General features: G+C 61.3%; 19 protein-coding genes. 9 read left to right on the top strand and 10 right to left on the bottom strand.

From position 1 onward, the window contains the following. Positions 1 to 2 precede the first annotated feature (2 nt). From V3390_RS04265 to V3390_RS04255, 3 genes are read left to right on the top strand one after another with little or no spacing between them, the layout of a single operon-like run. The gene (locus V3390_RS04265; RefSeq protein ID WP_331703489.1) at positions 3 to 914 is read left to right on the top strand and encodes an LpxL/LpxP family acyltransferase; all 912 of its coding nucleotides are present in this window, start codon (positions 3 to 5) and stop codon (positions 912 to 914) included. 8 nt (positions 915 to 922) lie between these two features. Further along, positions 923 to 1,411 (top strand): PH domain-containing protein, encoded by a 489-nt coding sequence (locus V3390_RS04260; protein ID WP_331703488.1) that lies wholly within the window; start codon positions 923 to 925, stop codon positions 1,409 to 1,411. Continuing rightward, positions 1,408 to 3,000 carry a PH domain-containing protein gene (locus V3390_RS04255; protein ID WP_331703487.1) on the top strand — a complete coding sequence of 531 codons (1,593 nt, stop codon included), beginning with the start codon at positions 1,408 to 1,410 and terminating at the stop codon, positions 2,998 to 3,000. The genes V3390_RS04260 and V3390_RS04255 overlap by 4 nt, the downstream gene beginning before the upstream one ends. Here V3390_RS04255 and V3390_RS04250 read toward each other — a convergent pair. The 5 genes from V3390_RS04250 to def are packed head-to-tail and all read right to left on the bottom strand — an operon-like array spanning position 2,919 to position 8,627. Then, positions 2,919 to 4,109: a glycosyltransferase family 4 protein gene (locus V3390_RS04250; RefSeq protein ID WP_331703486.1), complete on the bottom strand. Its 1,191-nt coding sequence runs from the start codon at positions 4,107 to 4,109 to the stop codon at positions 2,919 to 2,921. The genes V3390_RS04255 and V3390_RS04250 overlap by 82 nt on opposite strands. Beyond that, entirely contained in the window at positions 4,106 to 5,827 is a 1,722-nt protein-coding gene (locus V3390_RS04245) for an ArnT family glycosyltransferase (RefSeq protein WP_331703485.1), read from the bottom strand. Before V3390_RS04245 ends, V3390_RS04250 begins: the two co-directional genes overlap by 4 nt. Continuing rightward, a complete protein-coding gene (gene rsmB, locus V3390_RS04240) occupies positions 5,824 to 7,149 on the bottom strand; it encodes a 16S rRNA (cytosine(967)-C(5))-methyltransferase RsmB (RefSeq protein ID WP_331703484.1) in 1,326 nt (441 codons plus the stop codon). Before rsmB ends, V3390_RS04245 begins: the two co-directional genes overlap by 4 nt. Before the next feature lie 6 nt (positions 7,150 to 7,155). After that, complete coding sequence (fmt, locus tag V3390_RS04235) at positions 7,156 to 8,070, bottom strand: methionyl-tRNA formyltransferase (protein WP_331689122.1); 915 nt, start codon at positions 8,068 to 8,070, stop codon at positions 7,156 to 7,158. A 47-nt stretch (positions 8,071 to 8,117) separates the two neighbouring features. Further along, positions 8,118 to 8,627 (bottom strand): peptide deformylase, encoded by a 510-nt coding sequence (gene def, locus V3390_RS04230; RefSeq protein WP_331703483.1) that lies wholly within the window; start codon positions 8,625 to 8,627, stop codon positions 8,118 to 8,120. Between the two features lie 129 nt (positions 8,628 to 8,756). Here def and dprA point away from each other — a divergent pair, with 129 nt between their 5' ends. The 4 genes from dprA to tsaC all read left to right on the top strand — a co-directional run bounded on the left by dprA (position 8,757) and on the right by tsaC (position 13,650). After that, positions 8,757 to 9,950, top strand: a complete 1,194-nt coding sequence (gene dprA / locus V3390_RS04225) for a DNA-processing protein DprA (protein ID WP_331703482.1) — start codon at positions 8,757 to 8,759, stop codon at positions 9,948 to 9,950. Further along, a complete protein-coding gene (locus V3390_RS04220) occupies positions 9,947 to 10,441 on the top strand; it encodes a DUF494 family protein (protein WP_331689119.1) in 495 nt (164 codons plus the stop codon). The genes dprA and V3390_RS04220 overlap by 4 nt, the downstream gene beginning before the upstream one ends. A 144-nt stretch (positions 10,442 to 10,585) precedes the next feature. Beyond that, the gene (locus V3390_RS04215; RefSeq protein WP_331703481.1) at positions 10,586 to 13,084 is read left to right on the top strand and encodes a DNA topoisomerase I; all 2,499 of its coding nucleotides are present in this window, start codon (positions 10,586 to 10,588) and stop codon (positions 13,082 to 13,084) included. Further along, positions 13,081 to 13,650, top strand: coding sequence for an L-threonylcarbamoyladenylate synthase type 1 TsaC (gene tsaC / locus V3390_RS04210; protein WP_331703480.1), 570 nt, complete (start codon positions 13,081 to 13,083; stop codon positions 13,648 to 13,650). Before V3390_RS04215 ends, tsaC begins: the two co-directional genes overlap by 4 nt. 9 nt (positions 13,651 to 13,659) lie before the next feature. Here the strand turns inward: tsaC and V3390_RS04205 are convergent, their stop codons facing one another. From V3390_RS04205 to V3390_RS04195, 3 genes are all read right to left on the bottom strand, one after another. Beyond that, positions 13,660 to 14,436 carry an SDR family oxidoreductase gene (locus V3390_RS04205; protein WP_331689116.1) on the bottom strand — a complete coding sequence of 259 codons (777 nt, stop codon included), beginning with the start codon at positions 14,434 to 14,436 and terminating at the stop codon, positions 13,660 to 13,662. A 21-nt stretch (positions 14,437 to 14,457) separates the two neighbouring features. After that, positions 14,458 to 16,296 carry a signal peptide peptidase SppA gene (gene sppA / locus V3390_RS04200; protein ID WP_331703642.1) on the bottom strand — a complete coding sequence of 613 codons (1,839 nt, stop codon included), beginning with the start codon at positions 16,294 to 16,296 and terminating at the stop codon, positions 14,458 to 14,460. A gap of 120 nt (positions 16,297 to 16,416) precedes the next feature. Next, positions 16,417 to 17,790, bottom strand: coding sequence for an MATE family efflux transporter (locus V3390_RS04195; RefSeq protein WP_331703479.1), 1,374 nt, complete (start codon positions 17,788 to 17,790; stop codon positions 16,417 to 16,419). A 481-nt stretch (positions 17,791 to 18,271) separates the two neighbouring features. Between V3390_RS04195 and V3390_RS04190 the strand changes: the two genes are divergently transcribed. Beyond that, positions 18,272 to 20,515, top strand: coding sequence for a primosomal protein N' (locus tag V3390_RS04190; RefSeq protein ID WP_331703477.1), 2,244 nt, complete (start codon positions 18,272 to 18,274; stop codon positions 20,513 to 20,515). Positions 20,516 to 20,524: 9 nt separating this feature from the next. Then, positions 20,525 to 21,487 (top strand): transaldolase, encoded by a 963-nt coding sequence (gene tal / locus V3390_RS04185; RefSeq protein WP_331689113.1) that lies wholly within the window; start codon positions 20,525 to 20,527, stop codon positions 21,485 to 21,487. Between the two features lie 13 nt (positions 21,488 to 21,500). On the opposite strand, the gene V3390_RS04180 is transcribed toward tal, so the two are convergent. Together V3390_RS04180 and clpB are read right to left on the bottom strand one after the other, a co-directional pair. Next, positions 21,501 to 23,309: an SLC13 family permease gene (locus V3390_RS04180; protein ID WP_331703476.1), complete on the bottom strand. Its 1,809-nt coding sequence runs from the start codon at positions 23,307 to 23,309 to the stop codon at positions 21,501 to 21,503. Positions 23,310 to 23,316: 7 nt separating this feature from the next. Next, a complete protein-coding gene (gene clpB / locus V3390_RS04175) occupies positions 23,317 to 25,896 on the bottom strand; it encodes an ATP-dependent chaperone ClpB (RefSeq protein WP_331703475.1) in 2,580 nt (859 codons plus the stop codon). Positions 25,897 to 25,974 lie beyond the last annotated feature (78 nt).

Genomic DNA, 25,974 nt, shown 5'->3' with positions numbered 1-25,974 from the left:
GAGTGAACACTCTGATCGCCCGCTTGCTTTATGTCGCTGCCGCTTGCATTGCCCGTATACCGTGGCGGCTGCAGCATGCCTTCGCGATGGTGCTGGGGCGGCAGCTGTATGCGCGCAATTCGCGAATGGCCCGAGCTACCGTACGCAATCTCGAACTGATTGGCGCCGCCGGCGATGCAACCGGCAAGCGCCGGGACGCCATCGCCATTTTGCAGACTACGGTGATGCAGGCACTGGAAACCCTGCGGGTCTGGACGCGACCGGCAGCGCAGAATCTCAAGGGCATTCGGCAAGTGCATGGCGCCGAGCTGTTTCAGCAGGCCATTGCCGACGGACGCGGCGTCATCGTTGCCGCGCCCCACTACGGCAATTGGGAGCTGCTCAATCAGTGGCTGGCCGAGACCACGCCGCTGGCAATTCTGTATGCGCCGCCGTCTCATCCTGCGGTAGATGCGTTCTTGAATCGCGTGCGCGCGGATCAGGTCGATCGCGTGACGCAAGTGCCTGCCGATGGCCCTACCGGCGTCCGTACCTTACTCAAATGGCTGAAAAATGGCGGTGTCGTCGGCATCCTGCCGGACCAGCAACCGAAACTTGGCGAAGGCGAGTTCGCTCCGTTTTTCGGCTACCCCGCACTGACGATGTCGCTGCTTTCACGCTTGGCCGCCAAGACCGGCGTCCCGGTACTGATGGCGTACTGCGAACGTGTGGATGAGCACAACCCGACCTTTGAGATTCATGTCGAGCCGGCGGCCGACGGCATCCACAGTAACGAGCTCGATGTCTCCGTGGCGGCGCTCAACGCCTCGGTGGAACGAATCGCACGTCGTGACTTTCGACAGTATCAGTGGACGTACAAACGCTTTACAAAACAGATAGATGACCAGAACCCTTACTGGCCGGACTGCTACTGATGGATGCAATGGAATTACCCCGCCCCGAATGGACACCCTTGCCGGCACGCGCCAAGGCCATGTTTCTGTTCGACAACGTACTGCTGTATGGCGGCATTGCAGTGGCGGTAGCGATGGCTACCGGTATTCCGCTGGTCATGGCCGCCGATTGGAACTGGTATGCACCGATCGCCGTCGGTATTGCGCTGGCAGGAATCGGATTCGGTATGATTCGCGGTCTCAAATCGCATCGCAACTTTCGCTGGCGTCTGGATGACGAAGGCCTGGGCGTGCGCTCCGGCCATCTGTGGGAGCGCGAAGTCCGCATGCCGATTCAACGCGTCCAGCATCTCAACCTGATGCGCGGACCATGGCAGCGGGCGCGTCAGCTGGCGAATCTGACCGTGTACACCGCGGGCACTTCGCACTCGTCCGTCAAACTGCGCAACATGGACAGCGAAACCGCCGAAGCGATTCGTGCCTACCTTTCTGCACGCATTGACTGGGTGGATGAGTGAGCACTCCGCATCCGGTCCCGCAGACCGGCTCGATTCCGGAACTGACCCGCGCGCTGTATCCGCACTCGTGGGTGTTTTCAGTGATCCGCGGTTTGCCGCAGTGGATCCCTGCACTGTTCGCAGCGGGCGTATTGGGCAAAACCACCAGCTTCGGTGATCGCGCATGGCTGATTGCCGCCGTGTTCGCGGCCATCCTGATTCTGAACTGGTGGCAGCTGCGCTTTACGCGCTGGGACCTGACACAGAAGGCAGTGCTGCTGCGCCAGGGGATGTGGGACAAGGAAACCAAAGTCATTCCGTTTAACCGCATCCAGAACGTCAAGCTAATCCAGAATCCGCTACACCGCGCATTTGGAGTCGCACGTGTGGAACTGGAGTCCGCCGGCAGCCGTAAGCCCGAAGCGATCCTCAACGTGCTGCGCTATGCCGATGCCGTGAATCTCTCCGAGTTAGTGCAGTCGCAAGGTCGCATTGTCGCGAGTGTGCCTGCTACCGATGGCCAGCCCATGCCAAGTGCACCGCTTAGCGGAACGCTGCTGCTGCGAATGAACTTGGCCGAACTGATCCGTTACGGCCTGGTATCCAACCGCGGCCTGATTGTATTGGGCGCGGCGGTCGGTGGTGCCTCGCAGTTTATGGATGATGTCTGGGAATTTGTGCTGCGGCGACTACTGAAAGGCCTGGATCTGACCGGTCAGGTCGATCGCTTCACGCACCTTTCGATGCCCGCGATGCTGATGGCGGCATTGAGCGTGGTGATGCTGGTAGTCGTGTTCGTCAAGTTGCTGTCGATCGTATTGGCGTTATGGACGCACTACAACTTTCAGCTCGTTGAACAGCCGCGTCGCCTGCAGACCGAGCGCGGTTTGCTGAGCCGCTGGCACGATGCCATCGTCAAGAGCCGGATTCAGGCCTTTCGTATTCGCGAGACCATCTGGCATCGGTTGCTCAAGCGCCGAACTGTAGATGTAGACACATTGGCCGGCAGCGAATCCGGCACCTCGGAAGACGGCATGCCAAAAGCTGTCAGCAATCATCTGTTACCGGTTGCTACGCCAGCCCAGGTGGCACAGATCATCGAGCACCTCGCGCCCGCGATTCGTATCGACGGCAGGCAATGGGAGCATGTCTCTATGCGTAATGTGTGGCGTCAACTGGCCGAATGGGCACTGATCATCGTGCCGGTGCTGTGCACTACACAGATCGTTGCGCATTTCGTGGAGCCTGCTCGCCTCTTCATCAATACACCACTGTACTGGGCGAGCCTGGTCATGCTGCTGTTCGTCGCCGTCGCGCAATCCTGGTACAACGTGCGTTACGCCGCTTTCAGCCTCGATGCGCAGAGCTTTGGCATCCGCAAAGGCTGGATTTCAAAAACGTGGCACCTTGCCGAGATCCGTCGCGCCCAGGTGGTCTCCATCAAACGCAATCCGCTCGATCGCCGATTCGGCACGGCCTCACTAGTGATGGACACACCCGGCGCCAGCCGTGGCGTGCTGCAGATGGATTACCTGCCGTTCGAGCGCGCCCTGGATTTGCGTGACACCTTGCTTGGTGCAATAAACAGATCGGTGATCAGGTCGGAGTAACGCCGTGTCATGCGATCACGGCCATGTTCACGAAACGCCTGATGGTGAGCATTCACACCGAGCTGGCTCGCTAAGGGCACATCCGTCAGCACTTCCTGCAATGCATCGGCCAAAGCATGCGGATCGGATTCGGCAACCAGCAAACCCGTCACGCCATTGGTGATGACCTCGCGGACGCCCGGCACATAACTGGCGACCACGGCATTGCCGGCTGCCATGCCTTCGAGCAGCGCTAGAGGCATGCCCTCCCAGTGCGTGGACAGCACACAGATCCGATTGGACTTGAGCAGGCCAGGCACATCGCGATGGATGCCATGGAAAATCACCTGGGACTGTAGGCCGCACTTGCGCACCAGACGTTCAATCGGGCGCCGATGACGGTCACCACCGCCGCCTGCCAAATGCACCGTGGGCGTCAGTCCGCGCTGCTTGAGCAAGTGCAGAGCCCGGATCAGCGAATCGTGATCCTTTTGCCGCGAGAATCGGGACACCATCACGATGCCCGGCTCGCGCTCATGAAACGGAATTTCCAGAGCGCGTCGGAACGGCGTCAGATCAATCCCGTTCGGAATCGCCACCGTGCGATCGGCCGGCATGCCCATCTGTATTAGGGTATCGTGGACTCCCTGCGAGACGCCGACAAACGCGTTGGTGACGGGAACCAGTGCAAGAGTCTGCGCCAGACGCCGCGGCGTATATCGCTCGCGCGTGTTGTGCTCCACGTGCACGATGCGCGGAACGCCTGCCTGTACCGCAGCCATGCGTCCCCAGATATGTTCGCTAAAACCGTGCGCTACCAGTACGTCCGGCTCAAACTCGCGGCAAATCGCTACCAGCTGTTCAATCACACCGCGATGCGTCCATGCCTGCACGGTGCGCAACGGCACCCCTTGCGCCTGCAGTTCTTCGATTCGACCCGGCGGTGTTCGGCGCTTACGGTTCAGTACGAGTAAGGGCTCCATGCCCACCTCGTTGTCTTCCAGCGCCGCACGGACCAGTTGCACGGCCACTTGCGTCGCACCACCACTGAATCCTCCGGTCACAAAATGCAGAACCCGGATGCCGCGCTCGGTATCTACCGTATTGATCGAAGCCATGGAATCGCTCATTCGAATGCACCTTCAAAACCCTTGGTGCGGTCCAGCTCGACATCGCGCATCTCCTGCGCGCTCGCCGCACAAGCGTGCGTCGCCGGCACCAGATACCAGTAACGGCGGTTGTATACACCCATGAAATCGGCTTGCGCGCCCTGCATGCATTGCGGCAAGGCTTTGCGCTCACTCAGCAACCAACGCCGCGAAGGCTGCTCCTGCGCCCACGCTGCTGCATCCTGCCATTGCGCCAGCGGCGGCCGTAGGAAGCCGAATGTCCGCGTGCGGTTATGCCTCATCAGCAGGTTCTGTTCCTTCCATGCCACCAGACCCAATTCGGCATCAGCAGGAATGCGTGCGGCGACATCGCGCATCAGACCCCGCGCCGAACTGTCGTCATTGAGCAAGGGATATGCAAACAGACTTAGTCCAATCCACAGCGCCGACAAGGTCGCAGCCAATGGCGCGAACCTGTGCAGGCGACGCAGCAACAAACTACCGCCCAACGCCGCCGCACCGCAGGCCAGCAACACATATCCCATCGGGACCGCGTTACCGGCCAAAGTGTTCGGAGGCGACATCCAACCGAATGCAAGCGCGGCGCCACCCAACAGCAGGAATGCAATCAGCACGGCATTAAAGCCGCTCACCAGACGCGGCAAGCCCTTGCCGGCAGCCATGCGTTGCACGAACGGGGCCACCGCCAGACAGAACATCGGCAAGGCAGGCAGGACATAGACCTCGCGCTTGCCCTTGCTCAGGCTGAAAAAGATCACTACCAGCACGACCCACAGCAGCGGCAGCAGAATGCGCGCATCGCGCTGTTGCCAGGCCGTGCGCCAGTCGCGCCACACGAACGGCAAAGCCAGACTCACTGGCAACCATTGCAGAAGCACCACTTGAATGAAGTAGTACCACGGCTGCTGATGCAACCACGGATTGGTATAACGGCCGGCGGTCTGCTTAAACAGAATGTTGTCGGCGTAGGCGCGGAACATCGGATCATTGCCGCCGTAGGCCACCGTTGCCATCGGTATCAGCCACAAGGCAATCGGCACCACCAACGCCACGGGACCGAGCAGCCATCGCATCGGCGATCGGGTCGAAGGCGCCATGGACTGCCAACGTGCTCGCGTGGCCCACACTGCAATTGGCAAGACCAGCAACGGCAAAAAGCCAACACCCTTGGTGATGATGCCGATTCCGCATGCCGCCCAAGCCAGACACCACAAGGCGAGCGATGGCCGTTCGAGATAGTGACGCAGGAACGCCCAGATACCGATCGTCACCCACAGCGTGATCAGCGGATCGATCTGCGCCCGCTTGAACTGAAAGGTGAACATGACGGCAAACAGCAGCAGCCACGAGGCAATCGCGCCGACATGCCAAACGGAACTCGACGCGTCCGACCACAGTCGGCGGCCGAGATCCCGAACCAGACCCAAAACGATCAGACCAGAAACCAACGAGGGCAGCAGAAACGCGATGCGCACCGAGCCCGTCAGTCCATACAGCAGCGCCTGGATCCACATGAACACCGGCGGCTTGTCGGGATAGAGTTCGTCGCCGCGCATGGGAAACAGCCAGTTGCCGGACTCCACCATCTGCTTGGCCACGAGCATGAAACGCGGCTCATCGGCCGGCCACGGGTCGCGCAGGCCCAGCCCTACAAACAGAATCACTGTGGCACAGAGCCAGAACAGCGTGCGCTCCGAATACCGTTTATTTGTACTCATGCAGCCTCTCCGGGATGGCTCTTGCGCAGCCGGGCGTAAAAGAAGCCGTCAGCATCCAGATCACCGGGTAGCCGCTGGTGACCGCAATACCGGTCCTCGGTCAGGATGGGCATGCCGTAGACATCGGCATCGTACGGTGGCTCACAGCTCGCATCGGCATGGCGGCGCACGAACGCAGCGATTTGCTCGGCATTTTCTGCCGGCAGAATCGAACACGTGGCGTAGACCAGCACGCCGCCGGGTTGCAGCAAGTTCCAGGCATGGTTCAGCAGCTCCCGCTGCGTCGTAACCAATGCCTCTAAATCGTCGGGACGGCGATGCAGAAGAATATCGGGCTGACGCCGCACCACACCGGTACCCGAGCACGGCGCATCCATCAGAATCCGATCAAAGTGCCTACCGTCGGCAAACTTACGCGCATCTTCAAGCAGCACCTCGACGCCGGGCAAGTCGCCGACCGTGCGCTGCAAGGTCTCGCGGATCTGCTGGACGCGACGCGCATTGTTATCAGTCGCAACCAGTCGCTTGGGAGCAAAACGCTCCAGCAGCGATGCGGTTTTGCCCCCGGGCGCTGCGCACGCATCGAATACGGACATGTGCTCTTCGACATCGAGCAGCGGCGTCACCAGTTGCGCCGACAGATCCTGGACGGAGACATCGCCTTCGGCAAAGCCCGGCAGCTGCTGCATGGAGAGGGATGTCGTCAGTTGCACGGCGTAGGGATCAGCAGCCACTGCCCGGGCTTCGATATCGGCATCCGCAAGGCGTTGCAGGTAGGCCGCACGCGTGCCGCGCCGCGCGTTGACGCGCAGGAACAGCGGTGCTTGCTGCGCACTGCGGGCAAATACCTCGGCGGCCTGATCCGGATACGCTTCTATGACCGCATTGCGCAGGAAATCAGGCCATTCCCACATCGCGTCCTGTTCGGGTAAGCCTTCGCGCTGCAGGCGACGCAGGATTGCGTTGACCATGCCCGACTGTCGCGTGCGCCGCATGGCATGTGCTGCATCGACGGTGGTAGCCAATGCCGCATGAGTGGGCAACTGCAGTTCCAGCAGCTGCGCCATGCCGACATAGAGCAAGGACCGCAGATCGGTATCACGTCGACCCAGAGGTCGCGCCATCATCGAATCAAGCCCCAGAGCATAGCGGCGTGCATTGCGCACCACAGCCATCAGGATGGCTTCGGCCAACGCCCGATCGCGGCTATCGTCCAGTTGCGACAGTGACTCCTTGAGTACCGCCTTTAGAGAACGGCCATCGAACACAATGGCCTGCACCATGCGGGCCGCCAATATCCGTGTCTCGACACCATTGCTCATTGGGATTTACTGCACTGTGCGTCGAGCGTTGACGTAGTCGGGCGCCGAGATCGGCTTGCCGCCATCGCGTTGCATACGGATGATTCGCAGGGCATCGCGACCGCAGCGCACATCAATCCCGCCTCGCGTGATGGCCAGCGTTTCGCCCGGACGCTCCGGGCCATCGTAAGCAATGGCAATGGCCTCGTGGATGCGCAAGCGCTCACCGTTAATGGTGGTCTCTGCCACCGGCCACGGATTGAAGGCGCGCACCAGGTTGGCGATCTCCGTTGCAGGGCGACCCCAGTCAATGATGGCTTCCTGCTTTTCGAGCTTGTGCGCATAGGTCACACCCTCGGACGATTGCGGCGTCGCGGCCGGCCGAATGCCGGCACGCAGCAGTGCCAGACCGTCGTGCACGATCTGTCCGCCCCATTCGGCGAGCTTATCGTGCAGCATGCCACCGGTTTCATCGGGGTGAATCACCACCGGCACCGACATCAGCACCGGACCGGTATCCAGACCTTTTTCCATTTGCATCAGGCACACGCCCGTCTGCGTATCGCCGGCTTGAATGGCACGCTGAATCGGCGCGGCACCACGCCAGCGCGGCAACATCGAGGCATGCACATTCCAGCAACCGTCAGGAAACATCTGCAACACCGACGAAGGCAGGATCAGCCCATAAGCCACCACAATCATCAGATCGGCCTGATGCGCGCGCAGTTGCTCGCGCGTTTCCTTGTCGCGGAAATTCAGCGGCTGGTACACAGGAATGTCGCGCTTAAGCGCTTCGGCTTTCACCGGCGACGGCAGGATGCCGCGACCGCGACCAGCAGGCCGATCGGGCTGGGTGTACACCGCGACCACTTCGCCCTGACCGCAGGCGGCTTTCAGAGCGGGTACGGCAAATTCGGGCGTTCCGGCAAACACGATACGCATGAAGCAAACAATCCTTGACTGAAATCGGTAACGGCTACCGACGGCCGTTATTTGAACTTGGCGGCCTTGGCCAGCTTCTTGCGCACCATCTCGCGTTTCAGCGGCGACAGATAATCCACAAACAGCTTGCCGTCGAGATGATCCATTTCATGCTGGATACACACCGCCAACACACCATCGGCCTTCATTTCGAAGGCATCGCCATTGCGGTCCATCGCCCGCACGGTGATCGAGTTGGCGCGGGCCACATCGGCAAAAATGTTGGGCACCGACAGACAGCCTTCCTGATAGATCTGCTCGCCGTCGCGCTCCGTAATTTCGGGGTTGACGAATACCAGCGGCTCGTCGTGCTCTTCGCTGACGTCAATCACCATGAACCGCTGATGGACGTCGACCTGACTGGCGGCCAGACCGATGCCGGGCGCATCGTACATCGTCTCGAACATGTCATCGAGCAGCTGCTGGAAGGCCGGCTCGCGGACCTGCTCAGGAGTCAGCGGCGTGGCGACGGTTCGCAAGCGGGGATCGGGGAATTCAAGAATTGGGAGCAAGGCCATAACGCAGCAAGGTTCTTCACGGATTAACGGGATATTGTAACGCCCGTCACCTCGGTGCGCCCGTTCGTCGGCGTGAGGTCGGACTTGGCCGCGCGAGCCCACCAGCCCATGACAAGGTGGCCCCTTTCATTGGCAACCGACTGCGAGCCCATCGTGCCGAAACCCGACCATGCAGAGACCGTACTGCGCATTCTCAGACTGCGCGGGGCGTATTCCTATCGGCAAGCCCATTTAATGGACACGACGGAGCCACCCGATCTGGCGCGGCTGCTAGCGGCCACCCCCGGCAAGTTTACGGATCCGCATGGGGCCCTGACCAACACCCCCGAATTCATGGAATCGCTGGCGGGGGCCCTGCGCTGGCTCGAGCACCCTAACCACCACCTGATCACCTGCAGGGACCCTTGCTACCCGCCCCTGCTAAAGCGCGCCAACGGCCCGCTGGGCCTATTTGTCGATGGCGAACCGCTCCTGCTGCAGCAGCCGTCGCTGGCGGTGATCGGCTCGCGCAATCCGTCGGTCGATGGCATTGCCAACACCCGCGATTTCGTACGCGCACTGACCACCACCGGCCTAGGCATTGTCTCCGGGCTGGCCGCCGGCATCGACTCGGTGGCCCATCGTGAGGCGCTGGATTGCGAGGCCACCACCATCGCCGTGGTCGGCACCGGCCCGGACGTGGCCTATCCCTTGGCTCATAGGGCCCTGCAGGAGCAGATCGCGGCCGCGGGCGCCGTCGTCACCGAGCAGTGGCCGGGCTCTCCGCCGCGCCGTGAGCACTTCCCGGCCCGCAACCGCATCATTGCGGGCCTGAGCCTGGCCACGCTGGTGATGGAGTCGGCCATAGGCTCGGGCACGGTCATTACGGCCGAGGCGGCCGCCAATCTGGGGCGCGACGTGTTTACAGTGCCGGGCAACATCCACAACCCCCTGTACCGCGGCAACCACGCCCTGCTCCGCGGCGGTGCCATTCTGGTCCAGTCCGCCGAGGAACTGCTGCCCGACCTGAACTTTATCGTGCAAGGCGCCCTAAGCGATTTGTACGAAACCCATACGAAACTGGTAGAGCGTCTCGCACCGGCGCCTTTCCGGTTCCCACTTGAAAAGCCGCTGGTCGGCCCCGACTACTACAGCTTGTGGGGCGCATTGGGCGAAACCCCTAGGGATATGGGTACACTGTCGTCCATGACGGGATTGACCACGGCCAAACTGTCTGTCATGTTGATGGAACTGGTGACGCTGGGACAGGTCATTCGCAACAACGGTCGTTATCGGTTGTCACTCCACCCCACAGCCCCCCAGCGTGCCCGGAGAGGAACATGAAGGAAAGCATTTTAGACGTACTGTTGTATCTGTTCGAGCACTACCTGAGCTCGGATTCCGACCCGGTCCGCGATCGCAATCAGCTGATTGCCGGCCCTCTGGTCGAAGATCTCGGTCGCGCCGGCTTTTCCCCGCAGGAGATCAAGAAAGCCTTCGACTGGCTCGATGGCCTGGATCGCCAACGCCCCGCCGATGCCGTCGTCGAGCCCGTTGTGGCCGGCCCGACCCGTGTGTACCATGGCCCGGAACTGGAAAAGTTCGATATCGAATGCCTGAATTTCCTGATGCGGCTGGAACGCACAGGGGTACTGAACGCAGCCCAGCGCGAGGTCGTCGTGGACCGCGCCATGGCCCTGGACCAGGACCCGTTGGAACTTGACGATCTGAAATGGGTCGTACTGATGGTACTGTTCAACCAGCCCGGTAGCGAAGCCGCTTACGCCTGGATGGAAACTCAGATGTTCGCGGACGATCCGGAATGGCTACACTAGGCTGAACAAATCCCCCCACCCCCTTGACAGAGGCGGCGGGTCTGCTTCAACAATAAATATATAAGAGTGACGCCCACCCCCTACGGTGGGCGTTGGTGTCTGGACGGACCGAGCTAACCCGCGGTTCGCCGATCCGAGGAATCAATGGCAACTAACCTGCTGATTGTCGAATCGCCCGCCAAGGCGAAGACCATTAATAAGTACCTGGGCAAGGACTTCGAGGTATTGGCCTCGTACGGTCACGTCCGCGACGTGGTACCCAAAGACGGCTCCGTCGATCCTGACAAGCACTTTGAGATTCAGTGGCAACTGAATGACAAGAGTGCCAAACACCTCGACCAGATTTTCAGGGCAGCCAAGACCGCCGACAACATCTATCTCGCCACCGACCCAGATCGCGAGGGTGAGGCCATCTCATGGCATCTGTCCGAGATCATGGGCAAAAAGGGTCTGCTCAAGGGTCGCAACGTCAAACGTGTCGTCTTTACCGAGGTCACCAAGTCCGCCGTACTGGATGCCGTCGCCAACCCGCGCGACATCTCCGAATGGCTCGTTGATGCCTACAAAGCGCGCCGTGCCCTGGACTATCTGGTCGGCTTCAAAATCTCGCCGCTGCTGTGGCGATATGTGCGCGGCGCCAAGTCCGCCGGCCGGGTGCAATCGCCGGCCCTGCGTCTGATTGTTGAGCGCGAGGCGGAGATCGAGGCCTTCGTGTCGCAGGAATACTGGAGCATGGAGGCGCAGTGCCGTCATCCTAGCCAGGATTTCACCGCCCGCCTAATCCGTCTCGACGGCAACAAGGCAGAGCAGTTCAGTCTGACCGATAGCAAGGGCGCTCATGCGGCCCGCGATCGCATCCTGCAGGCTGCCGATGGCCGTCTGCGCGTCACCGATGTCAGCAGCAAGGAGCGCAAGCGTCGTGCGGCCCCGCCGTTCACCACTTCGACCCTGCAGCAGGAGGCCGGCCGCAAGCTCGGCTTCCCTACCCGCAAGACCATGCAGGTCGCGCAGAAACTGTACGAAGGCATCCGTATCGGCGAGGAAGGCACCGTCGGTCTGATCAGCTACATGCGTACCGACTCGGTGTCCCTGTCGGGCGAGGCGCTATCGCAACTGCGCGATGTGATCGCCCGCGACTACGGCATCGAGAACCTGCCGGACAAGCCGAATTTCTACCGCAACAAGAACAGCAATGCCCAGGAGGCCCACGAAGCGATCCGCCCGACGTCGGCTCTTCGTCGTCCTGAGCAGATTGCGCAGTATCTGTCGGATGACGAGCGCAAGCTGTACTCGCTGGTCTGGAAGCGCGCAGTGGCCTCGCAAATGATTCCGGCCACCATGAACACGGTGTCCATTGATCTCACCGCAGGCACCGAGCATGCGTTCCGCGCCTCGGGCACCACCGTGGTGGTCGCCGGCTTCCTGAATGTGTACGAAGAAGGTCGCGACGCCCGCAAGGCCGATGAAGACGATGACGGCCGCAAGTTGCCGGCGCTGAAGGTCGGTGATGCGGTCGATCTGCAGGATGTGGTGACCGCTCAGCATTTCACCGAGCCACCGCCGCGCTTTACCGAAGCATCGCTGGTCAAGGCGCTCGAGGAATACGGCATCGGTCGGCCTTCGACCTACGCATCGATCATTTCGACGCTGCTGTACAAGGACTACACGACGCTGGTCAACAAGAGCTTCCGTCCGACGGATCTTGGCCGCGTGCTGACCATGTTCCTGACCGAGTACTTCACCCGCTACGTGGACTATAACTTCACGGCAGGCATGGAGGATGAGCTCGACAAGATCGCCGAAGGCAAGGCGCAGTGGCTCGATGTCATGGCCGGCTTCTGGAAGGAATTCGGCGAGAAAATCCGTGAGATCACGCTGATGATCAACGGCCGCGAGGTCAAGTTCCCCGGCATCGTGGAGCTCGGCACCGATCCCAAGTCCGGCAAGCCCTTGAGCGCGCGCGTCGGTCAGTACGGCGCCTTCGCACAGATCGGCACGGTCGAGGACGAGGAGAAGCCCAAGTTCGCTTCGCTCCGTCCGCATCAGAGTATTTTCAATATCACGGCAAGCGAGGCGCTGGAACTGTTCGGTCTGCCGCGCGAGTTGGGCGTGGTCGATGGCCAATCGGTGATTGCGGCGGTGGGTCCGTTCGGTGCCTACGTCAAGAAAGGCGACACCAACGCTTCGCTCAAGAAAGAGGATGACCCCTACACCATTGAACTGGACCGCGCTCTGGTCCTGATCAATGAGAAGGAAGATTTCATCCGTAATCGCATCATCAAAGAGTTCGATGGCTCTGCAATTCAGGTACTCAACGGTCGTTTTGGCCCGTACCTGAGCGATGGTGCCCTCAACGGCAAGATCCCCAAAGATGTCGATCCGACAAGCGTGACGCTGGAACAGGCGCAGGCGTGGCTGACCGAGACGGGCAAGCCGGCGCGACGTGGTTTTGGCCGCGGCGCCAAAAAGACGGCCGCCAAGAAAGTGGCCAAGAAGGCAGCGACCAAGACCGTTGCCGCCAAGAAAACAGCGGTAAAAAAAGCGGCAAAGAAAACAGCGGCGAAAAAGGCAGCCAAAAAAGCGGTAAAGAAAACCGCCGCCAAAAAGGTTGCGAAAAAGGCCGCTAAGAAAGCCGCCGAATGATGCCGAATCTGCCGCGCGCTTCGGTGACGCAGTGTGCGGCGATCATCGCCTGCGGCGGCTTGGTGCTGTACCCGACCGAGGGCGTCTGGGGCCTGGGTTGCGACCCGAGTAACGAGGCGGCTGTACGACGTCTGCTGGCGCTCAAGCAGCGTGACGAGGCCAAGGGCCTGATCCTGATTGCCGGCGCCACCGCGCAGCTCGATGCCTGGGTGGACTGGTCGTCACTCGATGTCGAGCAGCACGCGCGGGCGCTGCGCACCTGGCCCGGCTTTCATACCTGGATCGTGCCGTGCCGTCAGGCAACCCCGACGTGGATCCGCGGACGGCACGACAGTGTCGCGGTGCGGGTGACCGCGCATCCTGCCGTTGCCACGATGTGCTCACAGTTCGGCAAGGCCATCGTATCCACATCGGCGAACCTGGCGACCAAGCCCTCGCCCCTGCACCTGCGCGAAGTGTCTGCTGAGATTCTGGCCGGCGTGGATGCGATCTGCGAGGGCGAGACTCTGGGTTATACCTCGCCGTCTCAAATTCACGATGCCGCGTCCGGCGCGATTGTGCGCTAGAACCCTGCGTTAGAACCCGTAGCGCAGGAACCCGCCGTCGACCGCGATGCATTCGCCGGTCACATACGACGAGGCCGGCATGCACAAGAAGGCGATCGCGGCAGCCACCTCTTCGGGCTCACCGACGCGACCCATGGGCGTGCGCAACAGTACATCATCGAGATAATCGGGATCGGCCAGCTTGCTCTGCGTGCGACGCGTGCGGATGTACCACGGTGCAACCGCGTTGACGCGAATACCGTCATCAGCCCATTCGACTGCAAGATTGCGGGTCATCTGGTGCAGTGCCGCCTTGGTCATGCCGTACACCACGCCGGTGCGCACATGGGTAAGTCCGGACACACTGCCGACATTGACGATGGCCGTCGCCGCGTGCCGCGTCAGCAAGGGATAACACAGGCGCGACATCTCGAACGCCGAAAACGTGTTGAGCTCGAACAGCGCGCGCCACTGATCCTCGGTGTACTCGGTCGCCGGCAGACTTTGATTGCCGCCCGCATTGTTGATCAGCAAATGCAGACCGTCACCGAAATCCTCGACCCAGTCGATCAGATCGTGCCGCTCGCTGTCCACCGACACGTCAGCGGCAAACACATCAATGTCGGCCGAAGGCATTTCCTCGAGTAATTCCTGCCGCACGCGATCCAGTGTTTCGTCGTCACGGCCGTTGATCAGCACCGTGGCACCGAGAGAAGCCAACTCACGCGCGGTGGCCAAGCCAATGCCGGCGCTACCGCCGGTGATCAGTGCAGTTTTGCCGTCCAGGCGCCAGCGATCATCGGTCATGGGGACTCCGGGCATTCACGGTTAAGGAGAACAGAAGCAGTGCGCCACGCCTGTCACAGGGCGGCCGCGGTTGTTGGTGCTCACGCGTTGCAGGAAGCGCAACTCGGCCTCGGCCTGCGGTGCCGCCAGGCGCAGCAGATCGCGCGCCCAGTCGTTGCCGGCCAGGGCCAGGCGCACGCCATGCGGCAAGCGGCTCAGCAGCCCGGAGAACGGCTCACGGCGTTCCTCGATCCAGAGGGTCGAATACTGGCCGCGCTTGCCGAGCTTGGCAAGTGCCGCGGCGTGGTCGACGGCATCGCGCAAATTGCCGAACGCATCGACGAGACCGCGTTCCTTGGCTTGCGCGCCGCTCCACACGCGGCCCTGGGCCACGGCATCAATGGCCGCCGGCGTCTGCCCGCGCGCCTTGGCGACGCGGCCGGTGAAGTCACGATAGCCCTTTTCGATCACCGACTGGATCACCGCGCCCGAGGCCGCATCCAAGGGACGCGACGGATCGAATGCGCCCGCGACCGGGGTGGTGCCGACGCCATCGGTGTGGACACCGATCTTGGCGAGCGCACGGGCGACATTAGGGATCACGCCGTAAATACCGATCGAACCGGTAATGGTCGACGGATCGGCGTAGATGCGATTGGCATTCATGGAGATCCAGTAACCGCCCGAAGCGGCCACATCGCCCATTGAGACGACGACCGGTTTGCCTGCCGCGCGCAGGGCGGCGACCTCGCGACGGATCTGTTCGGACGGGAACACCTCGCCACCCGGCGAACTGACCCGCAGCACGACAGCTTTGATGGCCTCGTCTTTACGGGCATCGCGCAGCAGCGCCGCCGTGGACTCGCCGCCGATGGCACCGGGCGGCTGTTCGCCCGCCACGATGTCCCCCTCGGCCACCACAATACCCACCCGCTTCTCACTCAGCAGTGACGCGTCGGGATCGGGTTCGATCTGGGCCAGTTGCAGATAATCATCGTAGCCAATGGCGCGATAGCCGACGGTATTGTCTTCGTCCCTGATGGCCTTGGCGGCAATCGAGGCATTGAACTCCTCGCGCGTTTGCAGTGCATCGACCCAACGGTTGGTCAGTGCGTAACGGGCCAGATCGCCTTGCGCGGCGACGATGCCTTCGCGGGCGTTGTTGATCGAATCGCGCAGTTGCGTTTCAGGAATTTTGCGATCGCGCGCAACCTCGGTCAGATAGCGCGACCAGATATCGTTCATCCAGAACAGATCGGCCTGCTCGGCCGCGGCTGACGACTCATCGAGCACATAGGGTTCTGCGGCCGATTTGAACGTGCCGACTTTGAACAGCTGCATATCAATGCCGAGCTTGTCCTGCAGCAGCTCGCGGTAGTACTGCCGATAGCGACCGATGCCTTCGAGCATCGGGCCGTTCATGGGATCCAGGGCGATGCGTTCGGCCGTGGCGTTGAGCAGATACTGCTGCTGATCACCACCCTCGGTAAAGGCCACGACAGGCTTGCCTGCAGCGCGCAACTCGCGGATCGCCGCCGCCACTTCGCGCGTGCTGGCCCAACCCGCCAGTTCGAGACGATCAACATCCAGCACCACTCGCTCAATACGCGAATCCGTTTTGGCCTTTTGCAGCACTTGCAGCACATCACGAAGGCGGATCTCACCCTCATCGCCACCCAGACTCATGATCGAAGCGAGCGCGGGATCCTGTGTGAACTGTTCGACCACCTTGCCCTGCGGGTTGAACACCAACGTGGTGCGATCCTGCAGTCGAACCTCACCGCCACTTAGACTGAAAACGATCATCAGGAACAGCAGCAACAGGAACAGCGCAATCAGGCCAAATACCAGACGACGAATCGCATTGAGACCGCGCCACATGCGATGCAGAAAACGGCCGAACGGGCGCTCACGGAATGGACGCGGCGATGTAGGTGGAACAGCAGATACCGACACAGGGACTACTCTAAGTGAACTGTCTCTATCGTAACGGACCCGGCCTTAAGACGCAGTTGAAAGATGCCGGCGGATCGTGGCGCGGGCGCGGGTATTCAGCAAAATCGCTGCCAGTGTCAGGCCGCAAATCAGACCGATCCACATGCCTTTCGGACCCATGCCGTAATAGAAACCCAGCAGGATCCCAACCGGCATCCCGATCATCCAGTACGAGAACACGGCCATCCACATCGGCACTGTTGTGTCCTGCAGGCCGCGCAAGGTCGCTGCAGAAATCACCTGCACGCCATCGGGGAACTGGAACGTGGCCGCAAACAGCAGCAGGCTCGATGCCAGCGTCAGTACCGCCGTGTCCTCGGAATACAGCGAGGCCAACTGATGATTGCCCAAGATCATGATTGACGCGGACACCAGTTGTGTCATCAGCACGATGGCCAGACCGGCATACATCGCGCGCCGGATCGCCGCGTAATCGTTGCGACCCAAGGCATGACCGACGCGCACGGTCGTGGCTTCGGCGACGCCCAGCGGAATCATGAAACATAAGGTCGCCACGCTGATTGCAATCTGATGCGCCGACGACTGCAATGCCCCCAGCCTGCCCATCAGCACGGCCGTCGTGGTGAATAGCCCGCCTTCCATCAGAACCATCACGCCGATCGGCAGTCCGACGACGAGCGTGCGACGAATTACCGGCCACTGCGGCCAATCCCACTGTTTGAACAGCCGCAGTTCGTGCAGACGTTGCGAACGCAGCAGCACCAGCAAAAAGCCCAGCGCCTGAATCCACATTGACAGCGCACTGGCGTAGCCCAGGCCTTTGGCCCCCATCGAAGGCAGCCCCAGCAGCCCGAACGTCAGTACGTAACCGACCGGTGCCAGCACCGCCAGACCCAGCAGGCTCAAGTACATGGTGGGACGCGTCCAGTGCAGGCCTTCGGCCAGATAGCGCATGCAAAAGAACAGGCACAGCCCGGGCATGCCCCAACGCACGGCATGCAAAAAGTCGCGGGCACCGGGCACGATCAAGGGATCCATACCGACCACACCTAGCAGCGCCGGCGCAAAGGTCAGATAGAAAAACAGAACGGTAGCGATACCGATCGCCAACCACAGCGCCTGCCGGAACAGCGGGCCGACCCGGGAGCGTTGACCACTGCCATCCATTTCACTGACCATTGGCGGGATGGACATCAGGACCCCCAGCGGCAACATGATGGCAAACCACATCATGGCGGTTGCGACCGACACGGACGCCAAAGTGGCCGTATGGTGGTGGCCGGCAATGACGGAGTCCACAAACGAGATCATGGCGGTCGACACATGGCCGACAATCAGCGGGGCGGCCAAGCGGGTCGTAGTGCCCATTTCGCCACGCAGGCGGCGGCGGTTGGTGCCGGAATCAGAGGTTGCCGTCATGGTTGCGCGGGATCCGGCCCGAGGTGCGTAACAAGGACTACCATTTTAGCCCTGTGCGGTTCAGAAATCGTCACGAAATCCGGCGGAATATACCTTGACATTTCAAAACCAGCTGTTTTTTCAGCACCGAAAGTTGTTTGTTAACTCGGCTTGGTTATTCACAGCATGCAACAATTCGTAATAATCCACTCGTCGATTCATATCCGGCGCAATTCCGCCAATGTTTCACGGCTAAGGCATTGTTTTTACTACTCTTTTCCTAGTTGGCTATTTTTTAGCCAATCACGCTGATCGGGCGAAATTAAGGGAATTCCGAAGCGAAACCCGAGAGAATGCACAGAGTTATCCACAATTACTGTGGATAAGCCGAAAATCTCTTCTAAACCAAATAGTTACGCACACTTCATGACCCCAGCGTGCAATTGTTGTTGGCAAATCGTTTAGGTTTCGTCAGGTTGGCCCTCTCCCGTACACTGTGGCGATGCCCGCAACGGAACTGCCCCCAGCTGAAACACCCGTCGAAACGGTCTGGAAGATCGTCGTCAACGTGCCTTTGTGGGGCCAATTTGACTATCGCCCAGCCGACGGCACGTCGGTCAGCCCGGCGGATATCGGCAAGCGGGTGCGGGTCCCGTTTGGGCGCGGTGGCCACGAGCGCATCGGACTGATCACGGCAATCGGACCGGCCGGTGTGGAGCAGGTTCTGCCCGCCACCTTACTCGACACCGAGGCGCCGCTGTTGCCCGGCGAGCTGCTGGAGAGCCTGGTCTGGCTACACCGCTACACCGTCTCCCCGCTGGGCGAGACCGTCTGGCAGGCCCTACCCAAGCCCATGCGCGATGGCGACCCCGCCACGCTCGAACCAGTGGCCATGCTGACCACCACCGGCGACCCTGCCACGCTGCGCGGCGGCAAGTACAAGAGCGCGCTGGAGTCCCTGCTGACGCAAGGCGTACTGCCCGAATCCGAAGCACGCGAGCGCCATACCGGCGCCGTGGTGAACGAGCTGCTACGCCGCGATCTAGTGCGTCTGGAGCCCGTGTCCATCAGCGAGCGCCTGGCACTTGCCGATGCCGCCGGCCGCCGCTGGCGGGACGAACCGGAGCACCCCCTACATCGCCTGCAGTTGACCCAACAGCAGCACGATGCCGTCCACGCGATCGCGGCCGACCCCGACGCCTATCATGGCTGGCTACTCGAAGGTGTGACCGGCAGCGGCAAAACCGAAGTCTACTTGCGCCTCATCGCGCAAACCTTGGCCGCCGGACGGCAGGCCTTAATCCTGGTACCCGAAATTGGCCTCACCCCGCAGACCTTGCAGCGCTTTGAACAGCGCCTTGGGGTTCCGGTCGATGCCTATCACTCGGGCCTGAGTGACAAGGACCGTGCGCAAGTGTGGTTACGTGCCCGCGCCGGTCTGGCCCGGGTGATTGTCGGCACACGCTCGGCCGCCTTTTTGCCCTTGCCCAATCCCGGCCTGTTTATTGTCGACGAAGAACACGACGGCAGCTTTAAACAGTTCGACGGCATTCGCTATAACGCCCGTGACTTTCTGGTGCAACGTGGGCACCGCGTGGGCAGACCCATCGTGCTGGGCAGTGCGACGCCCTCGCTGGAATCGCTGCACAACGCACAGTCCGGACGCTATGGCCTGTTGCGCCTGACCGAACGGGCTCACGGCGGCGCCACCCATCCGCAGATGCACATTGTGGATATGCGCGGCGTACCGCTCGAGGCCGGTCTCAGCCCCGTCGTACTGAAGGCAATCCAAGTCCATCTGGAACGCGGCGAGCAGGTGCTGGTGTTCCGCAACCGTCGCGGTTATGCGCCCGTGCTGTTGTGCCACGACTGCGGCTGGAGTGCCCAGTGCCAACAGTGCGACGCGCCGATGACCGTGCACCGGCAGGGCCGTCGCCTGCAATGCCATCACTGCGGTGCATCCTGTACCGCACCGCCAGCTTGCCCGGACTGCGGTGGCTTGGCGTTGCATCCCCAAGGCATCGGCACCGAACGGCTCGAAGAATTCCTGAGCGAACGATTCGCCGACCTGGCACCCGTAGTACGTATTGATCGTGGCAGCACCCGCACCCGCGACGGACTGCAGCAGCGCCTGGCCTCGGTCGGAGACGGCGCCGGCCTGTTGATCGGCACGCAAATGCTGGCCAAGGGCCACCACCTGCCTAACCTGACGCTGGTAGTTGTCGTCGGCGCTGACGAAGGCCTGTTCAGCACCGATTTTCGCGCCGGCGAACGACTGGCCCAGCAGCTGATCCAGGTGGCCGGCCGTGCCGGCCGCGCGGACAAGCCCGGCGTCGTACTGATCCAGACCCATCATCCCGATCACCTGCTTCTGCAGCGACTGCTCGCTGCCGATTACGACGCCGTCGCGCAAACCGAGCTCGACGAACGCAGCAAAGCGTCATGGCCGCCCTTTGTCGCATTGGCTCTAATCCGCGCCGAAGGCCGTCACGTTGCCGACGTTCGCGAGTTTCTGCAAAGTGTGGCCAATGCCTTCGGGCCGTATCCCAATGTCATGGTGATGGGCCCACTGCCCGCCCCCATGCCCAAGCGCGCCGGCTACCTGCGCGAGCAGTTGCTGCTGCAAGCCGACTCGCGCGCCGACTTGCACTTTGCCCTGCAACGCGTCATCCCCACGGTGTATGGCGCACCGCTCGCAAGAAAAGTTCGATGGTCTTTAGATGTGGATCCCTACGATCTCTACTAAAATGAACGTATGACTAGCGCACTCTCCCAACTCCGCCAACTGTCCACCATCGTTGCCGACACCGGCGACATCGAGGCCATTGCCAAATTCCAACCGCAAGACGCAACAACCAACCCCTCGTTGCTGCTAAAGGCGGTGACCCTGCCCAAACTTGCGGACACCGTGCAGGCCGCCATCGCCTCGGCGCAGGGTAGCAACGACCGGGAACGCGTACTCGATGCGTCCGACCGTCTTGCAGTGGCTGTGGGTAGCGAGATCGTCAAGTTGGTCAAGGGCCGCGTCTCCACCGAGGTCGACGCGCGTCTGAGCTTTGACACCCAGGCCAGCCTGCTCAAGGCCCGCCGCCTGATCGAACTGTACGAGGCCAATGGCGTCTCCCGCGACCGCATCCTGATCAAACTCGCAGCCACCTGGGAGGGCATTCGCGCCGCCGAACAGTTAGAGCACGAAGGCATCCAGACCAACCTGACGCTGCTGTTCTCGTTCGCACAGGCCCGCGCCTGTGCCGATGCCGGGGTGTTCCTGATCTCGCCGTTCGTCGGCCGCATTCTCGACTGGCACCTTGCCAACGGCATGGAAAAACCGAACCACGCCATGCAGGATCCGGGCGTGCAGTCGGTGCATCGCATCTGGGATTTCTACAAGCAGCACGGCTACCGCACCATCGTCATGGGCGCCAGCTTCCGCAACATTGGCGAGGTGCTCGCCTTGGCCGGTTGCGATCGTCTGACCATCTCGCCGGACCTGCTCAACGATCTGCAAGACAGCTCGGAGACAGTGCAATCGCATCTCACGGCACCGTCCGCAGTGCAACCGGCACCGGCCGCACTGACCGAGGCCGAGTTCCGCTGGGAACACAATCAGGATCAGATGGCAGTAGAAAAGCTGTCCGACGGCATCCGCAAGTTCGCCGCCGATCAGGTCAAGCTCGAGGCACTGATTGCCGCCCACCCGGCGTTTACCGCCGGCTGAGCACCCCTGTCCATCAGAACGAAGGCAGGAACGGGCCTTCTAACCACAACCAGCGTGCCATCCACGAGGCGACGGCGCCAATCATCACCGTGAGCGGCAGTCCGATCACCAGAAAGTCGCGGAATTTGTAATGGCCCGGCCGCAGGATCAGCAGGTTGCCGTGATGACCGATAGGCGTCAGGAACGAAGCGACCGCACCCAAGGCCGTTACCACCACAAAGGGCGTGACCGGCAAACCCAGACTGGCCGCTAGCGATAGCGCGATCGGCCCTAGCAGCACGGTGGTCGCGGCGTCAGACAGAATCTGCGTAAGCAGTCCGGCCATCAGAAACAGCATCATCAGAATGGTCAGCGTCGGCCAGCCCTGCACCAGATGCGTCAGGCCATCGGCAAACAGTTTGGCCGTGCCCGTGTCTTCCATGGCAATGCCCAAGGGGATCACGCCCGCGATCATCACAAAGATGCGCACGTCGATCTCGCGGTAGGCCTCGTTAATGCCGACACAGCGCGAGGCCACCATGGCCACGGCACCCAGCAGGAAGGCCAACGGCGGATCCAGCAATTCGGTTGCGGCGGCAAATATGGTGGCACCCATGATCGCCAACGCGACCGGTGACAGGATGCGACGCTTGGCCTCGCCCGCAAATGGAACCAGCATCAGAATGCCCTGGTGACTGGCCAACTCCGCCAGGCGGGACGGATAGCCCCACAGCACCAGCAAGTCGCCTTCCTGCAGACGTTCCTCAGCGTAGCGCTGTTCGCGCAGATGGGCCCCGCGCCGCCACAGTCCGGCGATCACCACCCCATTGCGCTGCGCGAACTGCAGTTCGCGCGTGCTGCGGCCGATGAACTCACTGCCGGGTGCCACCACGGCCTGGACCAGTTGCGGCTGGCCTTCGCCCTCACCGTCACCGGCCAACAGACCAAAACGCGCCACCGCGTTCAGATCAATGCCCCGATCGGCCTGCAGTGATGCGATGTGGTCAGGACTGGCATCCACAATCAGAATGTCGTGGCGGCTCAATGGGCTGGTATCGGTCAGATCATCGCGCAGGACATCATCGCGCAGCCAGCCGACCACTTCAAAGTCCTTGCCCATCGCGACTTTGAGCTCGGCCAGAGGCCGCGTCGCCCATCGCGACTGCGGCCCGATCACCAGCTCACTGCGATAGCGATCCAGCCGGAACATATCCGCATCATCGGCCTCGCCCATGTGTTTGGGCAATACAAAACGCATCAGCAGCATGTAGGCCGTGGCCATCAGTACCAACGCAATGCCGATCGGCGTTACGGAAAAAATGCCGAGCGATTTGGCGCCGCTGCGCTCAATCATGTTGTTGGCGAGCAGAAAGGCCGGTGCACTGACCAGGGTCAACGTCGTACCCAGCGAAGCCGCCAGCGACATCGGCATCAGCAGTCTGGATACGCTCAGACGTTTCTGCCGCGCGAACTTGCTGAGAATCGGCACCATCATGGCAGTGACCATAACGTGATGCGTAAACGCCGCCATGGCCGACACAATCGGCATGACCACAGCGATACTCTGCAACTCGCCGTTACCGCCGAGCTTGGACACCCACTCACCGATCTTCTCGGTGATCCCTGTGGCCGCCAGGCCCGCACTGATCACAAACACCGACGCCACGATGATGGCCGGCTCACTGGCAAAACCACTCAGTGCCCGCTTGCTGTCCAGGATGCCTGTCACGACCAGGGCCAGCAAGGTGATCATGGCCGTCACATCAACCCGCAACTTCTCCGTGACGAAGAGGTAAAGGGCACCGGCCAGAATGGCCAGAAAGGTCAGCTGTTCAATGGTCATACGACCATTATGCGGACTTGAAGGCCAACTGCCCCATCACGGCATCGATCTGCACGGTATCGCCGGAGGCAAATTCACCTGCCAGAATCTTCTGCGCCAGCGGATTCTCGATCTGCTGCTGGATCGCACGCTTGAGCGGTCGTGCGCCGTACACCGGATCAAAACCGGCAGAGCCGAGCAAGTCGAGAGCCACTTCGGAGATTTCCAGACCGATGCCGCGATCAGCCAGTCGCTTGCGCAGACCGCTGAGCTGGATCGCCGCAATCGAACGGATCTGTTCCGGTGTCAGCGGATGGAACACGACCAGATCATCCAGTCGGTTAATGAATTCCGGCCGGAAGTGACCTTGCACGACCTCCATCACCGCGTCCTTCATTTGCGTGTAATCACCACCGTCCTGCGCGATTTGCTGGATGCGTTGAGAGCCCAGGTTCGAGGTCATGATGATGACGGTGTTGCGGAAGTCCACCGTGCGACCCTGACCGTCGGTCAGACGCCCATCGTCCAAGACCTGCAGCAGAATGTTGAAGACATCCGGATGCGCCTTCTCCACCTCGTCGAGCAGGATCACACTGTACGGACGACGACGCACGGCCTCGGTGAGATAACCGCCCTCTTCGTAACCGACATAGCCCGGAGGTGCACCGACCAGTCGCGAGACCGCATGTTTTTCCATGAATTCCGACATATCAATGCGCACCATCGCATCGGGACTGTCGAACAGGAATTCGGCCAGTGCCTTGCTCAACTCGGTCTTACCGACACCGGTCGGACCCAGGAACAGGAACGAGCCGCTGGGCTTATTGGGATCGCTCAAGCCGGCACGCGAACGACGCACCGCATCGGCCACTACGCGGATGGCTTCCTCCTGCCCCACGACACGCTGATGGATGTGTTCTTCCATGCGCAGTAACTTGTCGCGTTCGCCTTCGAGCATCTTGCTGACCGGAATGCCGGTCCAGCGCGAAACCACTTCGGCGATCTCTTCGTCCGTGACCTTGTCCTGCAGCAGCTTGAATCCTTGGGTTTCCATGGCATTGGCTGCCTCGAGCTGTTTTTCCAGCTCCGGGATGGTGCCGTACTGCAACTCGGACATGCGCGTGTAGTCCTGCTTGCGCTGCGCCGCCTCGAGATCTACCTTGGCCTGCTCGATGCGCTCCTGAATTGCAGTCGCTCCCTGCAGTGCCGCTTTCTCGGCTTTCCATATTTCTTCGAGATCGTTGAACGCGCGCTGCAGCTCATCGATCTCGGCATCCAGATCGGCCAGACGCTTTTGCGAGGCCTCATCTTTTTCCTTCTTGAGCGCCTCACGCTGAATCTTGAGTTGAATCAGACGCCGTTCCTTGCGATCGAGTTCCTCGGGCTTGGAATCAATCTCCATGCGAATGCGCGATGCGGCTTCGTCCATCAGGTCGATGGCCTTGTCCGGCAACTGCCGATCACTGATGTACCGATGCGACAGCGTGGCCGCGGCGACAATCGCCGGATCGGTGATCTCTACGCCGTGGTGCAAGGCATATTTGGGCTTTAATCCACGCAGGATGGCAATGGTGTCCTCGACACTCGGTTCGCCAACCAGCACTTTCTGGAAGCGCCGTTCCAGCGCCGCATCTTTCTCGACGTACTGGCGGTATTCGTTCAACGTGGTCGCACCGATGCAGTGCAGCTCGCCGCGAGCCAGTGCGGGCTTGAGCATATTGCCTGCATCCATGGCGCCCTCGGCCTTACCGGCACCGACCATCGTATGCAGCTCATCAATAAACAGAATGACTTGACCTTCGTTCTTGGCCAGATCGTTCAGGACGGCCTTGAGGCGTTCTTCAAACTCGCCGCGATATTTGGCACCGGCTATCAGTGCGCCCATGTCGAGCGACAGCACGCGTTTGGAGCGCAGGGACTCGGGCACCTCGTGATTGACGATGCGTTGGGCCAGGCCTTCGACAATTGCGGTTTTACCCACGCCCGGCTCACCGATGAGCACGGGATTGTTCTTGGTGCGGCGCTGTAGAACCTGAATGGTGCGGCGAATCTCTTCGTCACGGCCAATGACCGGATCGAGCTTGCCGTTCTCGGCGCGTGCGGTCAGGTCAACGGTGTATTTTTCCAGCGCCTGGCGCTGGTCTTCGGCATTTTCGGACTGCACAGTGTCTCCTCCGCGTATGGTATCAATGGCTTTTTGCAGGCGCGCCAAATCGGCGCCTGCGGCTTTGAGCAGTTGGCTGACGCTACCGGCCTCTTTGAGAGCAGCCAGCAGGAACCACTCGCTCGGCACAAAGGCATCGCCGGCCTGCTGCCCGAGCTGATCGGTCGTGCCGAGCAGGCGTGCCAACTCATTGCCGATATTCGGTGCACCGCCGCCGCCTTTAACAGTCGGCAGTTTGTTTAGCGCTTCGCCGAGGCGCTGCTTTAGCACCGGGATCTGCACTCCGGCCTGGCTGAGCAAGGGCGCCGCACTACCGCCGTTCTGGTCGAGCATGGCTGACAGCAGATGCACCGGCTCGATGAACGCATGTTGGCGCCCGACGGCTATCGCTTGCGCATCCTGCAGCGCCTGCGTGAAGCGCGAGGTCAATTTATCCAATCGCATGTGCACGACTCCTTTGTGAGTTTGTCCAACTACTATGCGTTACGTGGGGTTAAGTCGGCGCCAGTGCAAGGCCGGCCA

Source organism: Aquilutibacter rugosus, from assembly GCF_036541335.1.
Taxonomy (GTDB): domain Bacteria; phylum Pseudomonadota; class Gammaproteobacteria; order Xanthomonadales; family Xanthomonadaceae; genus Aquilutibacter; species Aquilutibacter rugosus.
The sequence above is the reverse complement of the archived record's forward strand: the minus strand, read 5'-3'. Positions and strand labels throughout refer to the sequence as shown.

Excerpts from the sequence above, each read along its gene's own strand:
- V3390_RS04195 (WP_331703479.1), bottom strand. The coding sequence starts at position 17,790 with ATGACGGCAACCTCTGATTCCGGCACCAACCGCCGCCGCCTGCGTGGC.
- V3390_RS04180 (WP_331703476.1), bottom strand. The coding sequence starts at position 23,309 with ATGACCATTGAACAGCTGACCTTTCTGGCCATTCTGGCCGGTGCCCTT.
- V3390_RS04215 (WP_331703481.1), top strand. The coding sequence starts at position 10,586 with ATGGCAACTAACCTGCTGATTGTCGAATCGCCCGCCAAGGCGAAGACC.
- tsaC (WP_331703480.1), top strand. The coding sequence starts at position 13,081 with ATGATGCCGAATCTGCCGCGCGCTTCGGTGACGCAGTGTGCGGCGATC.
- V3390_RS04205 (WP_331689116.1), bottom strand. The coding sequence starts at position 14,436 with ATGACCGATGATCGCTGGCGCCTGGACGGCAAAACTGCACTGATCACC.
- def (WP_331703483.1), bottom strand. The coding sequence starts at position 8,627 with ATGGCCTTGCTCCCAATTCTTGAATTCCCCGATCCCCGCTTGCGAACC.
- V3390_RS04190 (WP_331703477.1), top strand. The coding sequence starts at position 18,272 with ATGCCCGCAACGGAACTGCCCCCAGCTGAAACACCCGTCGAAACGGTC.
- V3390_RS04220 (WP_331689119.1), top strand. The coding sequence starts at position 9,947 with ATGAAGGAAAGCATTTTAGACGTACTGTTGTATCTGTTCGAGCACTAC.
- rsmB (WP_331703484.1), bottom strand. The coding sequence starts at position 7,149 with ATGAGCAATGGTGTCGAGACACGGATATTGGCGGCCCGCATGGTGCAG.
- V3390_RS04260 (WP_331703488.1), top strand. The coding sequence starts at position 923 with ATGGAATTACCCCGCCCCGAATGGACACCCTTGCCGGCACGCGCCAAG.
- tal (WP_331689113.1), top strand. The coding sequence starts at position 20,525 with ATGACTAGCGCACTCTCCCAACTCCGCCAACTGTCCACCATCGTTGCC.
- fmt (WP_331689122.1), bottom strand. The coding sequence starts at position 8,070 with ATGCGTATCGTGTTTGCCGGAACGCCCGAATTTGCCGTACCCGCTCTG.
- V3390_RS04250 (WP_331703486.1), bottom strand. The coding sequence starts at position 4,109 with ATGAGCGATTCCATGGCTTCGATCAATACGGTAGATACCGAGCGCGGC.
- V3390_RS04245 (WP_331703485.1), bottom strand. The coding sequence starts at position 5,827 with ATGAGTACAAATAAACGGTATTCGGAGCGCACGCTGTTCTGGCTCTGT.
- sppA (WP_331703642.1), bottom strand. The coding sequence starts at position 16,296 with ATGTGGCGCGGTCTCAATGCGATTCGTCGTCTGGTATTTGGCCTGATT.
- clpB (WP_331703475.1), bottom strand. The coding sequence starts at position 25,896 with ATGCGATTGGATAAATTGACCTCGCGCTTCACGCAGGCGCTGCAGGAT.